This window comes from Veillonella sp. CAG:933 (assembly GCF_000431435.1).
Taxonomy (GTDB): Bacteria; Bacillota; Negativicutes; order Veillonellales; family Veillonellaceae; genus Veillonella_A.
Genome location: NZ_HF986177.1, coordinates 1 through 14,711, shown reverse-complemented (window position 1 = coordinate 14,711; position 14,711 = coordinate 1). Strand labels below are relative to the sequence as shown.

Genomic DNA, 14,711 nt, shown 5'->3' with positions numbered 1-14,711 from the left:
TCAATGCCTACGTAAATCATGAGGTTGTACCTTCCTTTCTAAAGTCTGATACCGTGATATCCACCAGCGATTATCATCGTAGACTTGATGAAAATAAGTACTCGGATTACTCCGTCAACATCCAGCTATAAACAATTCAGATAAAGGTAGTGGCAATACACTCCTTCGAGTAGTCAAAGCTACAGGGCAAAATCAAAAGTCCACAGTATCTGAATGTATTGAACCACGATATTAAAAGAAAGGAAACGTGTGATAATTAACTTCCTAATTATCATACAAGGTAATAAAATGATTAGTAATAAGGAGGAACTGCATGAATATTTGCAGTATGAAAAGGAAAGATACGGAAGTCATACGAATTTTATATATTATTTGTTGGGAAGTGAGAAAGCTATTATATGGTCTTATCAAAAAAGACTTAGAAAAACTGAATATTATAATAATACAAATAAAAAAATTCGATGTGCTTTTAGCAAAATTATATTACATAAAAAACAGAATCAATATGGACTTAATATTTCGGTTAATGTTTTTGAAAAGGGACTGAAAATAATGCATTTAGGATCTGTGCTTACAAATTCAAAAGTACGGGTTGGGAAAAACTGTACAGTTCATATAAATACTGCTTTAGTAGCACGAGGAACAAATGCTGGTGTTCCGATTTTAGGAGATAACATTGTGATTGGTGTTGGGGCTACTATCTTGGGAGATATTCGACTTGCGAATGGAATTGCCATAGGTGCTAATTCGTTAGTTAATAAGTCATTTGAGGAGCAGAACATTGCGATAGCAGGCTGTCCAGCAAAAAAAATTTCAAATAATGGAGATAGTACATGGCATAAAAAAAATTAAGAAAAAAATAAGTATATGTTATGTGAAAATATAAATTATTTTAATAATAAGTTAAGAAAAATATTTATAGTTTGATTGAAAAAGGAAGAAAAGATGCAAGAATCAAGAACTAAAAACACAAAAAGAAATCTTTACAGTGGTTTTATAAAGCAAATAGCAGGAATAATTTTGCCATTTATAACAAGAACGATTGTTTTGTATACTTTAGGAGCACAATATCAAGGAATTAGTAGTCTATTTAATTCTATATTACATGTATTAAATCTTGCCGATTTAGGTTTTTCAACAGCTGTTATTTATGTTTTATATAAGCCAATTGCAGAAGATGACAAAGAAGCAGTATGTGCAATTCTTAGATTTTTAAAAAGAATTTATACGGTTGTAGGGTGTACAATTTTTTTTGTAGGACTATTTATTTTGCCTTTTTTGCCTAAGTTGATTTCTGGAAGTTATCCACAAAATATAAATATATACATATTATTTATAATATATGTGCTGGATACAGGAATATCATATTTGATGTTTGGCTATAAAAGTGCTTTACTTACAGCGATGCAAAGAGAAGATATTGTTAGTAATATTTACACAGTAACATCTTCTGGTTTACGTATTGCGCAACTTATAATGCTGTTAATTGTTCCTAATTTTTATTTATATGCTTTGTTTATGCCAATATTTACAATATTGAATAATATTCTTTTGCAAATATATTCAAAAAAATATTTTCCGGAAATAATACCTAAAGGAAAGGTTTCCAGTGAAACAAAAGAGATATTAGTTAAGCAAATAAAAGGAATTGTAATAGATAAAATAGGAGATACAGCAAGAAATAGTTTAGACAGCATATTTTTATCAGCATTTTTAGGTTTAACGGTAGTTGCCATCTATGATAATTATTATTATATTTATTCTGCATTATATGGGACCTCTTTAACGGTTATTAGAGCTATGCAAGCTTCAGTGGGAAATAGTATTGCTAAAGAGTCTATTGATAAAAACTACCACGATTTGTTTAAATTTACTTTTATATTTGAATGGATTTGTGGTTGGGCAGCTATTTGTATGTGTTGCCTTTATCAACCTTTTATGAATCTTTGGATGCACAATAATTCTAAAATGATTTTTCCAAATTGGATTATGATTATGTTTTGTGTTTATTTTTATGCTATAACAATGAATAATACTAGAAATCTGTATACTGCTGGAGCAGGACTATTTTGGAATTTACGTGTATGGTATATAATTGAAGCGGTTGCAAATATTTTATTAAACTGGAGTTTAGGTTATTTTTTTGGTGTCAGTGGAATTATAATTGCAACAATTATTACTATTTTCTTTTTTAATTTCATAGCAAGAACAAGCGTTTTGTTCAAGCATTATTTTAAAAGAAAAGCAACGGAGTTTTATTTAAAACATGCACTATATGCGACGATTACACTTATTAATGGATGTATATTGTTTTTCTTATGCTCAAAGATACCATTAACAGGGATAGAAGGTCTGTTATTGAAGGGGGGAATGTGTTTAATTATACCTAATGTTATATATACAATAGTATATTGTAGAACAAAACTGTTTAGTGAGATGATAACTTTTGTAAAACATGTAATAAAAACTCGATAAAAAGTGGAGAGTGAAAATAAAATGAAAAAAATATTAGATTATATATTACATCCAGAGAAGGGTATTGTTTATTTAAATAATAATACATTTTTAGGAAAGATATTTAGTGACGAATTTTATTTGAAAAATTTGTATAAATTGCGTGCAGGAAAAAAATTAGATTTATCACATCCAACAGAATTAAATGCTAAGTTTCAATGGTATAAACTTAAATATAGAAATCCACTTATGACAAAATGCGCGGATAAAGTAAGAGTGAGAGAGTATGTAAAAGAATGTGGATTTGCTTATTTATTAAATGAACAATATGTAGTTTGCGATTCTGTTGAGGATATAAACTTTAATAAACTACCAGATGTTTTTTATATCAAATGTAACCATAGTTCTGGAGCGAATATGTTAATAAAAAAAAGTGAATTGACAAATGAGAAGAAAATCGAATTGAAGGAGTATTTTGAAAAAGCATTAAATAAAAATTACTATATTCAAAACCGAGAATGGGCTTATAAGGATATTAGCCCTCAAATTATATGTGAACGATATTTAAAAAGCGAGACGCCTTTGGTTGATTTGAATTTTTTCTGTTTTAATGGGAAATTTAAGATGTTATATTACAATATTGGTTTGGCTGACGATTTGGGACGTCATAGCGTTGGACATCGTGCTATATTAGATCAAAATTTGAATATTATAGATAATGCATATACACAAATGGAAAGATTGGTAAGAGAAAAAGTATCCTTGCCATCAAATATACAAGAATTGATTAACTGTGCTGAGACACTTTCAAAACCATTTCCACATGCGAGAGTAGATTTTTTCATAACAAGTGAAGGAACATATTTTGGAGAAATAACATTTTATTCTGCATCAGGTTTTATGTATTTAAAACCTGGTGAACTTTATGATGAGTTAGGAAAGTGTTTTGTTATTTAATAGGTAATATGAGAGAGGAATAGTTATGAAAACAAAAGTGATGCAATTTATATTTGCTTTAAATGATGGTGGAGCAGAGACATTGGTTAAAGATTATGCTTTATTATTAGATAAAGACAAATTTGATGTGGATATTTTAACAATTCAAAGTGTGAGTAATACAGCGAATTATAAAACATTATTAGATAATAATATTAATATTATAAATATATTTCCTGATTTAAACATTTTTTATAAATTAATTAATAAATTTTTTAAACAGCATTATATACCATATAAAATAAAGAAAATTATAAAAAAAGAAAAACCATCTTGTATACACGTTCACTTATCATTATTGAAATATTTAAAACCTATTAGTAAAGAACTAAAGGGAATTAAATTATTTTATACGTGTCATAGTTTGCCTGATAAATTTTTTGAAGTAGGAAGTCAAGATATGGAAGCTGCTAAATATTTGATTAATAATAATGATTTGCAGCTTATTGGCTTACATAAGTCTATGGTACAAGAGTTAGATAAAATGTTTAATGTGGATAATACTGTCCTTATTAGGAATGGCGTTGATTTTTCAAAGTTTGAAACTGTTGGAGAATCTAAATCAGATATTAGAAAAGAGATAGGTATTCCAATAAATGCATTTGTTATAGGCCACATTGGACGTTTTTCTTATGCTAAGAATCACAGTTTGTTATTGGATATATTTTGTGAGGTTTTAAAGCGTAATACATTAGCAACATTACTTTTAGTTGGAACAGGAGAATTAAAAGAAGTTATTCTAAAAAAGGCTGAATTGTTAGGAATATCAGATAGGGTTTATATGCTGGAGCATAGGACAGATGTAAATAGAATATTAAAAGCAATGGATGTTTTTGTATTTCCATCTCTATATGAAGGTTTTCCAGTTTCTTTAGTCGAAGCACAAGTTGCAAGATTAAAATGTGTAGTGTCAAATAGTGTGACACAAGAATGCTATTTAACAGAAAAAACTATTCCAGTAGATATAAATGCTCCGGCTTATGAATGGGCAGAGATTATATGTGATGATTCGGTAAGAAATTTGGAATACGGACAGATAGAAAACTATGATTTAAGAAATGAAATTAAGAAACTAGAGGAGTTATACATTGGAGAATAAATGATGGGAAAAAAGTATAAAAAGAAAATTTTAATTAGATTTGATGATATTTGCCCAACTATGGATTATAAGCAATGGAATAAAGCAGTTGAAGTACTAGATAAATATCATATTAAGCCATTGATTGGCGTAATACCAGATTGCAAGGACCCGGAATTATTAATTGAATCCCCACGAGAAGATTTTTGGGAATATATAAAACAACTTTCTGCAAAAGGGTATGCAATTGCTATGCATGGATATCAACATTTATATGATATTGAATGTAGGGGCTTGGTCAATAGTAGCAAGAATTCAGAATTTGCAGGTCATAGCTATGAAATTCAAGTTGAAAAAATAAAAAAGGGGAAAGAAATATTGGAAATGCATGGAGTGAAAACAAATATTTTTTTTGCTCCATCACATTCATATGATGATAATACGCTTCGGGCATTAAAAGAAAATGGATTTAAATATGTGTCGGATGGAAAAACTTTAAAATTGATTATAAGACATGGTATAATATGTGTTCCCTGTAGAACAGGTGGAGTTCCTAAAATTGGGAAAAAAGGTTTATATACGGCAGTATTTCATGCGCATGAGTGGAGTAGGCCGGAAAAAGCTAGAGGATATGATAATCTAGTTTTTCTTTGTGAGAGATATTCAGATCAAATTGTATCATTTAATGAATTTGTTAATGAAAAAAAAGGGAATTATTTTATTCAAAGTTTAGACGAAAAAATATATATTGCTTGGAGCAGATATTTGCGTCCTAATTTGTATAAAGTATATGAAAGGATAAAAAAGTAATAATGGAAAAATTTGAAAAGACAATTCTGCTTAGTAAAATATTAAATGTGGTGGTAGTGTGCGGCGGAACATCAAAGGAATGAGAAATTTCTCTTAAAAGTGGAAGGGTCATATATGGGGCATTACGAAAGCTAGGTTATAGTAATATAACCTTATTTGACTTAAATGATAATATACAAGAATTGTTAAGTATCAATCCAGACATTGTATTTTTAGCTTTGCACGGTCAAGGTGGAGAAGATGGGTGTATACAAGGAATGTTGGAATTAGCAAATATTCCATATACAGGTTCTGGTGTTGATACAAGTGCTATTTGTATGAATAAAATACTTACTAAACAAATATTATCTGCAGCGAATATTCCAACTGCAAAGTTTATTGAAGTCAGAGCAGATGAATATAGAGATAAGGAAGAATTGGCAGAATATCTTATTACTCAAATAGGTTTTCCAATGGTATTAAAAGCACCAAGTCAAGGCTCTAGTATTGGAGTATTTATTGTTGACAAAAAAGAAGATTTACTTGTAGCGATTAGTGAAATTTTTAAGTTTGAAAATATACTACTAGCAGAAACTTTTTTAGATGGAATTGAAATAACACTTCCCATTATTGGAAATGATGAGATAATAATATTACCTGATATTGAAATAACTTCTGAAAATTTGTTTTATGATTACCAAGCAAAGTATACTGAAGGAATGTGTCATCATATAATTCCAGCAAGAATTAGTGTAAGTGAGCGAGAACAGATAAGGGGAATAGGGGAAAAAGTATATAGAAAGCTTAATTGTAAAGGAATTTCTAGGATTGATTTTATTATTGATAAAAAACAAGGACCTATGGTTATAGAGGTAAATACTTTACCAGGAATGACCGAGATGAGTTTGGTACCGGATTCTGGCAGAGCAGCAGGTATTTCATTTGAAAAATTGTGTGAAAAAATACTAGAATATGGATTCAGAGATAAAGCAAAAAGCAATCAGAAGCAAGGAGGGCATTAAGCTAGCCGTTTGATAAAAGGGATGAATGGGCAATTATGTTTGAAATGAGATAATACTTAAAGAAAAGAGAAAGGAATAAATGATACACTAAGGTAATCAAGTTCCTTCAAGAAAGAGTTGTTCATTATAGTTTGTGTTTATATAAAAACATGTCTGGTTGAAATAGATATATATATTGAGAATAGTAAGACTAAATAATCGAGAAGAGAAAGTTAGAAAATGTTGTCTAAATAATAGATGTATTTTTTGATATATAACTCATGTTTTAGTTTATACCAGTTTATAGAGACGATACACATACAAAAAGTGTAAGGGTTGTACAAAATAGCGAAAACACAGTTATAAGAATAATGAAATTAGTCATGAAGGTTATCTCCTAGTAAAATTGCAGTTAAAGAAAACATTTATACAGAACATTTGTATGGAGCTATTAATATATTATATGAATAGTAATGATGAGTTATGCAGATTATGCAGTGAAATTTTATGAAGACACGGATATCAGAAGGTGAATAGGAAAAAGAGTATGAAATTAAAATGTGTAGAAACATATGAGGAGTTGTATCATCAGGAGCCATTTGATGTGGCATTTTGTCCATATCGTATTAGCCCTTTAGGAGCACATATTGATCATCAGTATGGCAAGATTAATGGACTGGCTATTGATAAAGGAATACATATGGCATACCATCCGAAACAGAATGGTATTGTGGAATTACAGTCACTGAACTTTTCAAAACGTGCACAATTTTTTGTGAATGCAGTGCCAGATGAGAAGTAGGGAGATTGGGCAGATCATTTGCGCGGAGCAGCTAAGATGCTTGGCGAAAAGTATTGATTAAAAATAGGTTTATCCGGTATTATCGAGGGTAGTTTGCCAATCGGAGGATTATCCTCTTCTGCATCTGTTATTATTTGTTTTTTGTCGGCGTTATGCAAAGTAAATGACATTCATATGGAGCCGATGGAATTGATTTTGACTGCGAAGGCAGCGGAGAATCAGTATGTAGGAGTATCTTGTGGAAAGCTGGATCAAAGCTGCGAAGTACTTTCGAAGAGAAATCATTTATTATATTTGGATACAAAAGATGACAGCTATGAATTGATTCCGACCAGTGAAGCTATGAAGTCATATAAGATTGGAATATTTTTCTCAGGTCTGGAGCGTTCTTTGAAAAATTCGAAGTATAACCTGCGTCAGGATGAGTGCAAAGCAGCAGCGTATGCGCTGATGGGATACGCTGATCTAAATTATGGAACATTTGCAGAGGCAAGATTACGTGATGTACCGTATGAAGTATTTGTGGCTTATAAAGATCGTTTACCGGAGCTGTGGTGCAGACGTGCGGAACATTTTTACAGCGAATTTGCCCGAGCGGAGAAAGGCGCAGAATTGTGGCGCAAAGGAGATCTGGAGGGATATGGACAGTTAGTATTTGAAAGTGGACAATCTTCGATATACAGTTATGAGTGCGGGTGCGATGAACTGAAGAAATTGTACGAAATTATGAGAGAGACAGACGGTATTTATGGCGGACGTTTCTCAGGAGCAGAATTTAAAGGATGTTGCATGGCGCTTATAGATCCGGATAAAGTAGAGGATATCGAAGCAAAAGTAACCGAAAAATATTTGAAGGCATTTCCGGGGCTGGAAGGGAAGTATTCGTTCTATGTGTGCGAAAGCGCAGATGGGGTGAGAGTCTAGGGAAAACTATAACATTTATTATATATAGGCATAGGTTTATCCGAATCGAAATAAAGATTGATGAATGAGAGGTAAAAATTTATGAAGATTGCGGTAGCAGGAACAGGATATGTAGGATTATCTATTGCGACATTATTGGCACAGCATAATGAGGTGTGGGCGGTTGATATTATTCCTAAGAAGGTGGAACTAATTAATCAGAAGAAGTCACCGATTCAGGATGATTATATTGAGAAATATTTGGCAGAGGAAGATTTGAATCTGACTGCAACATTAGATGCCAAGGAAGCATATAAAGACGCAGATTTTGTAGTCATTGCAGCGCCGACCAATTACGATTCCAAGAAGAATTTCTTTGATACATCTGCAGTGGAAAATGTAATTGAACTGGTGATTGAATATAATCCGGACGCAGTGATGGTGATTAAGTCTACGATTCCGGTTGGATATACAGCATCCATCAGAGAAAAATATCACTGTGACAATATCATTTTCAGCCCGGAATTTTTAAGAGAATCCAAAGCACTTTACGACAATCTGTATCCGTCACGTATCATCGTTGGAACAGATGTAAAAAATGCAAGACTTGTAAAAGCAGCGAACACATTTGCCGGATTATTACAGGAAGGTGCTATTAAAGAAGATATTGACACATTAATTATGGGATTTACAGAGGCAGAGGCTGTAAAGTTATTTGCCAATACATATCTGGCACTACGTGTATCATACTTCAATGAGTTGGATACTTACGCTGAGATGAAAGGTCTGGATACAAAGCAGATTATCGATGGCGTATGCCTGGATCCGCGTATTGGTAGTCATTATAATAACCCATCCTTCGGGTACGGTGGTTACTGTCTGCCGAAAGATACAAAACAGCTTTTGGCTAATTACGAAGATGTGCCACAGAATATGATGACGGCAATCGTAGAGTCTAACCGTACCAGAAAAGACTACATTGCAGAACATGTGCTGGAGATGACCGGAGCTTACGGAAAAAATGATGATTACGATGCAAGCAAAGAGAAGGAAGTTATCGTTGGTGTTTACAGATTGACCATGAGACTGAAGGGGTCAGACCCCATTAAGAAAAACTTAAGGTCAAGAAGGACTGGAATTGATTTCGATAATTTCCGCCAGTCTTCCATTCAGGGAGTCATGAAACGCATCAAGGCAAAAGGCGCGACCGTAATCATTTACGAGCCAACACTGGAAGAAGGCACAACATTTTTCAGAAGTAAGGTAGTCAATGATTTGGAGGAATTCAAGAAACAGAGTCAGTCGATTATTGCGAATAGATATGATAGATGTCTGGATGATGTGAAAGAAAAAGTATATACGAGAGATATCTTTGAGAGAGATTAGTACTGAAGGGGTCAGACCCCATTAAAAAAATCTTAAGGTCATGATATTATTCCGGAGGGTTTCGCTAGCTATGTTTTATTCAGAAAAAGAAATTTTTCTGGAATATGGTGTTGTAATTATCGCAGATGACAGTGCGAAACCATTGGATTTTTGATTTATTTTGCAATTTCGCGTCAGTTTTTGTCGCGTCATGTGTCTTATTATATGGGATTATCTGAAACATCACAGTATATGGTGGACTAGGAAGGGAATATGGGTGCAACGTATACTGTGAAAAAGCGTAAGATGCTTAGTAATATGATATGTATGACTGAAGGGGGCAGACTCCATTAAGAAAAAGTTAAGAAGATAAAAAGGAAGAGGATATGTATGAGAACGTTATTCAGGTACAGGTCATTTAACACGGAAAAACTGAATGATTATAGCTATATTCATCAAAGGGTAATTGACATTGAAAAATGGAAGTTTGAAGCTTTTGAAGGGTTGGTATATCCATCCTCACCACTTTATTTCAATGACCCCTATGATTGCGAATTTTGCTTTCAGTCAGATGCATTGGAAAGTGTACTTGATAGAGAAACTTATATACATCTTTTGGAAAGAAAATTTTCACTTAAACAGGAAGAAAAAAATAGAATTCTTTATTCGGATAATATTGAAAGGGCGATGAAAATAGTTTTGCAAGCGCATGGAGGAAGTTTATCTGACTCTTGGATGAATATTTTGCAGAATGGATTAAATGATTGTATGAGTATAATTAAGGATGCAGTAAGAGTCGTTTGTTTATCTGAGGTGTATGATTCTATGCTTATGTGGAGCCATTATGCTCGGAATCATACTGGATTTTGCATAGAATATGATTTTAAAGAAAGTGATATGTTTTATAAACATTTATATCCAGTAACTTATACAAAGGATAGATATGCTGTTTCTAAAGCAGATATGTTAAGTGAAAATACAGAATGGATTTATAAGACGACTTGTCGTAAATCCAATGTTTGGGCATATGAGAAAGAATGGAGAATTGTGACAGCTAATTTCAATAAAGTAATGCCGCAAAAATTAAAATATCCAAATGGAAAATATGTCTTGGATTTGAAAGAGAATATAAAGGCATTTTATTTAGGTGCGAAAATCTCTGAGAATTTTAAAGAAGAGATAATACAATTTGGAAAAAAGAATAGTATTGATATTTATCAGATGGTTTTATCGCCAAGTACATATGAACTGAATGCAAAGAAAATTATATGATGACGTAGACTGAATGGGTCAGACCCCATTAAGAAAAGCTTAAGGTCATGATATTGTTCCTGAGAAGGTGGAACTGATTAACCAGAAGAGACTGAATGGGTCAGACTCCATTAAGATTGATAGATTAAGTTAGGATATGGGCAGTGAAAAAACATTTTTAAGATGTTGGTGAAGAGGGGGATATAGGGAAAGATTACAGTGAGAATAAAAAATGATTTTCAATTAATTTGTAATAATTTGAACCAATGTAAAAAAGAGTGCTATTGTAATCCTATAGTATGCTCAAGAGCATTTTTAAGATCATATGTAAAAAATGATTTAGATTTATTGATGAAGATAAAAGTGGAAGCAGAAGAGTATGATAATGGCAATATATTTAAAAATAATCAGATAAGCATACTGATGTGTTTTATAGCGACTAGTAGTTTGGTACTAAATATGGAAAAAGAAATGAGAAATACAGTACTTGTTGTAGTAGAAATACAAGTTTTTTTGGCGGTATTAGTATTTTTGATGATATTAGCATCGGAAAAATTAGATAAAATACAACGTTGGAGAAAGTATATATTAGTTGCTATTGATGAAATAGAGAAAGAAATTAGAGAGAATGTTGAAGGAGAGACTGAAGGGGGTCAGACCCCATTAAGAAAAGCTTAAGATTATGATATTATTCCTGAGAAGGTGGAACTGATTAATCAGAAGAAGTCACCAATTCAGGATGATTATATTGAGAAATATTTGGCAGAGAAAGATTTGAATCTGACTGCAACATTAGATGCCGAGGCGGCATACAAAGACGCAGATTTTGTAGCTATTGCAGTGCCGACCAATTACGATTCCAATGCATCAAGGCAAAAGGCGCGACCGTAATCATTTACGAGCCAACACTGGAAGGTGGCACAACATTTTTCGGAAGCAAGGTGGTCAATGATTTGGAGGAATTCAAGAAACAGAGTCAGGCGATTATTGCCAATAGATATGATAGCTGCCTGGACAACGTGAAAGAAAAAGTGTATACACGAGATATCTTTGAGAGAGATTATATAGGCGAAATAAGAAATGGGATAGAATTATAATGGACAAAACAATTATAGAAAAAATATATAATGATGTTTTTCTTTATATTCAACATAGCAATATTGATTTATTCTTATGTGGAGGAGCAAGTAATAAATCATATACATCAAACCGTGATGAATTAAGAAAAAGACTGGAAAAAAATAAAAAACTTTCTATCTTTTATCCAGAAGATATGTTTATGGAGTTGTTAAGCAGAAAAAAGTATGATTTGTTTACATTAGAGAATTTTTTGGCTGAAAACAGTGATTTGATTATGATTGTTTGTGAAAGCCCAGGTTCCTTTACCGAATTAGGGGCTTTTACAAGTAATGAGAAGACGCTAAAAAAATTGGTTGTTTTGATTCAGAAAAAATATAAGAATGACAAAAGTTTTATTATGCAAGGTCCTGTTAGATATATAGAAAAGCGTGACAAGAAGAATGTAATCTATTTTAATAATGATTTAGATGATATGGAAAAAGTAGTTGAAGAATATCTGTCATCAAAGTATTGGTTTTATAGAAGTAAGAAATATACAAGAAAATACGGCAATTATACAAAAGAAATAAACTTGATATCAGGGCAGTTTTATTTTATACTATTACTGTTATATTTTTTTAATAAAATAGAAACAAAAGAAATGAATGAAGCAATTAGATATATTTATCAAGAAAGAAGATTTGAAGCAAATCAGTTTGAAATTCTTTATACAGCAGCATTAAAAAGACTATACAAAGAAGGAATGCTGATAAAAAATATTGAAAAAGGGTTGAATTATTATAAGTTGTCAAAAAAAGGTTATTACGCAGTAAAAGATTTATTAAATGATATTATGATAGATAATCGAGATAAATTAGTAAACAGAATTCGACTTGACATTATTTCTGCTCAATATCGTTAACATCATAATCTTAGAACGTTACTGATACATATTTTTGTTGAAGTTTATGGGGGACGGTTCGTCTTCCGGAGCATATGAACATGACCAGAGTTGGTCAAAACCATGGTAAAATTCCACGACAGTGAAATCCTACCATGGTTTTGACGCAAAATAAATGAGGTAAGAAAGTGGTGTTAACGATTTGAAAAAATATAATAACAAAATGGTAATTGAATCATTAGGGTTGCCAATGTTTGAGGATATAGAAACATTGGCAGAAGAAACAAGGCTAACAGAAAAATTAGTGTTTTTTTAACCAAAGAGGATGCAAGAGGGCGTTACAAAAAATTTTATATTCCCAAAAAAGATGGAACATCAAGAGAAATAAATGCACCATGTATGTCTTTAAAAGTAATGCAACGTTGGGTGTTAGAGAATATTTTATATAAAGTAAGAGTTTCACAATATAGTATAGGATTTGTAAAAAATGAAAAAGGATCACCATTGGTACAATGTGCTGAACGCCATAAAAATAATCTTTATATACTAAAAATGGACTTGAAGAATTTTTTTCCTTCAGTGAAGAGAGGTAGAGTTTATAATCAATTTTTACAATTAGGATATAATACGTACGCATCTAATTTGCTGACGAATATATGTACATTAAATGGAAGTCTTCCACAGGGAGCGGTGACATCTCCATATTTAGCAAATTTAGTATGTTATAAAATGGATATAAGAATTGCCGGATACTGTAATAAAAGAGATATAACGTATACCAGATATGCGGATGATTTGGTCTTTTCATGTGATAACAGAGATATGTTACGAAAAATATATGGAATGATTAAGAAAATTGTTGAAGATGAAGGTTTCGTAGTTAATGAAAAAAAGACCCGATTCTTATCACCTAAAGTGCATAAGGAAGTTATTGGGGTAACAGTAAACGATGGGGTTATAAAAGCACCTAAGGAAATGAAGAGAATGGTTAGGGCGATGATTCACCATGAAATAGTGACAGGTGACTATTCGGATAATGAAAAAATTAGAGGATATATTGCGTATATTGATTCATTAGAGAAAAATTATCGAAACAAAATTATAAAATACATTGAAAAATATTTAGATGATACCATTACATTATTTCCAGAATTAGTACAAAAATTTATCCAGAACAAATTATACAATCAAATTCCAAATATGAAAGAACATGATATATTAAGCTTTATTGCTATGGAAGATGCAGAAAACTATTATAGCATGGTGGTAAATGAACGAGAAGAATATTTATCTAGGCATGGAATTGTTATATGAGTTTTAGTGTGTTTTTGGCTTTGAAAATTTCGAGTTTGAGTATGAACTAATTACGACTTATAAAAAATGTTTGCTGGAGCTGTGATGCAGATATGCGGTAAACGCAAAATAGCAAGTACCTGTTCAAAATCATCCAATGTGAGATAATAGACTCATTACTACAAAGTCCAAATAGTTTAGTACTCAACTTTTTAGACTTTACCACAGGAGGTGAGTCATGAAATCTCACACAAGTTTAGTTGCACAACAAACCCGTCTGAGTGAATGGGCTGATCTGATCAGAGACTGTCAAAACCGTCCACAAGGAATGAAGATCGATGAATGGTGTCAACTGCATGACATTACAAAAGCGAGTTATTACTGGAGACTCCGAAAAGTCCGTGAGGCTTACCTGGAAACTGCGGAGCAGACACAAACATTTGTAGAAGTTCCTTCTCCTGCAATCCATCCGGTAAATATGACATCGGAACATAAAATTGCTGCTGTGGTCAGAGGTAGAAACCACCTTACTTTGGAAATCACGGAGCAGGCATCTGCCTCATTTCTAAAAACACTTTTGGGAGTGATCAGCAATGCTCAATGATGGCTCTGGGTTCAAAAAAGTGTATCTGGCGACTGGATTTACAGATCTGCGCAGAGGAATTGATGGCTTAGCCAGGATTATACGTTTTCAGTTCCAGTTGGATCCGTACGATAAGAATACATTATTCTTATTTTGTGGCAAACGCACGGATCGCATAAAAGGACTTATCTGGGAAGGAGACGGATTTCTCCTTCTGTACAAGCGGATTGAAAACG

At 32.3% G+C, this 14,711-nt stretch carries 16 protein-coding genes; all 16 read left to right on the top strand.

Annotation, left to right across the window (positions count from 1 at the left end; genetic code table 11):
- The first annotated feature begins 321 nt into the window (after positions 1–321).
- Complete coding sequence (locus tag QZL64_RS03995) at positions 322–852, top strand: hypothetical protein (RefSeq protein WP_296309283.1); 531 nt, start codon at positions 322–324, stop codon at positions 850–852.
- Positions 853–945: 93 nt separating this feature from the next.
- Positions 946–2,475 carry a lipopolysaccharide biosynthesis protein gene (locus tag QZL64_RS03990; RefSeq protein ID WP_021840711.1) on the top strand — a complete coding sequence of 510 codons (1,530 nt, stop codon included), beginning with the start codon at positions 946–948 and terminating at the stop codon, positions 2,473–2,475.
- 21 nt (positions 2,476–2,496) lie between these two features.
- Positions 2,497–3,411 (top strand): ATP-grasp fold amidoligase family protein, encoded by a 915-nt coding sequence (locus tag QZL64_RS03985; RefSeq protein ID WP_021840710.1) that lies wholly within the window; start codon positions 2,497–2,499, stop codon positions 3,409–3,411.
- 25 nt (positions 3,412–3,436) lie between these two features.
- Positions 3,437–4,549, top strand: coding sequence for a glycosyltransferase (locus tag QZL64_RS03980; RefSeq protein WP_021840709.1), 1,113 nt, complete (start codon positions 3,437–3,439; stop codon positions 4,547–4,549).
- Positions 4,550–5,338 (top strand): DUF2334 domain-containing protein, encoded by a 789-nt coding sequence (locus tag QZL64_RS03975; RefSeq protein ID WP_021840708.1) that lies wholly within the window; start codon positions 4,550–4,552, stop codon positions 5,336–5,338. It abuts the gene before it with no gap.
- A gap of 86 nt (positions 5,339–5,424) precedes the next feature.
- Entirely contained in the window at positions 5,425–6,339 is a 915-nt protein-coding gene (locus tag QZL64_RS03970) for a D-alanine--D-alanine ligase family protein (protein ID WP_296309291.1), read from the top strand.
- A 526-nt stretch (positions 6,340–6,865) separates the two neighbouring features.
- Complete coding sequence (locus QZL64_RS03965; protein WP_021840706.1) at positions 6,866–7,120, top strand: galactokinase family protein; 255 nt, start codon at positions 6,866–6,868, stop codon at positions 7,118–7,120.
- Positions 7,121–7,183: 63 nt separating this feature from the next.
- The gene (locus tag QZL64_RS03960; protein WP_441351087.1) at positions 7,184–8,044 is read left to right on the top strand and encodes a GHMP family kinase ATP-binding protein; all 861 of its coding nucleotides are present in this window, start codon (positions 7,184–7,186) and stop codon (positions 8,042–8,044) included.
- 81 nt (positions 8,045–8,125) lie between these two features.
- Complete coding sequence (locus tag QZL64_RS03955; protein WP_021840704.1) at positions 8,126–9,409, top strand: nucleotide sugar dehydrogenase; 1,284 nt, start codon at positions 8,126–8,128, stop codon at positions 9,407–9,409.
- Between the two features lie 369 nt (positions 9,410–9,778).
- Complete coding sequence (locus QZL64_RS03950) at positions 9,779–10,660, top strand: DUF2971 domain-containing protein (protein ID WP_021840703.1); 882 nt, start codon at positions 9,779–9,781, stop codon at positions 10,658–10,660.
- A gap of 198 nt (positions 10,661–10,858) precedes the next feature.
- Complete coding sequence (locus QZL64_RS03945) at positions 10,859–11,317, top strand: hypothetical protein (RefSeq protein WP_021840702.1); 459 nt, start codon at positions 10,859–10,861, stop codon at positions 11,315–11,317.
- A 9-nt stretch (positions 11,318–11,326) separates the two neighbouring features.
- Positions 11,327–11,530 carry a hypothetical protein gene (locus QZL64_RS03940; protein WP_369665154.1) on the top strand — a complete coding sequence of 68 codons (204 nt, stop codon included), beginning with the start codon at positions 11,327–11,329 and terminating at the stop codon, positions 11,528–11,530.
- Between the two features lie 205 nt (positions 11,531–11,735).
- Positions 11,736–12,620: a retron St85 family effector protein gene (locus tag QZL64_RS03935; protein WP_021840701.1), complete on the top strand. Its 885-nt coding sequence runs from the start codon at positions 11,736–11,738 to the stop codon at positions 12,618–12,620.
- A 249-nt stretch (positions 12,621–12,869) separates the two neighbouring features.
- The gene (locus QZL64_RS03930) at positions 12,870–13,913 is read left to right on the top strand and encodes a retron St85 family RNA-directed DNA polymerase (RefSeq protein WP_369665153.1); all 1,044 of its coding nucleotides are present in this window, start codon (positions 12,870–12,872) and stop codon (positions 13,911–13,913) included.
- Positions 13,914–14,130: 217 nt separating this feature from the next.
- Positions 14,131–14,496, top strand: a complete 366-nt coding sequence (locus QZL64_RS03925; RefSeq protein ID WP_021840699.1) for a hypothetical protein — start codon at positions 14,131–14,133, stop codon at positions 14,494–14,496.
- On the top strand, positions 14,486–14,711 hold a 226-nt coding region (gene tnpB / locus QZL64_RS03920; protein WP_003023176.1), incomplete at its 3' end, for an IS66 family insertion sequence element accessory protein TnpB. The genes QZL64_RS03925 and tnpB, both read left to right, overlap by 11 nt.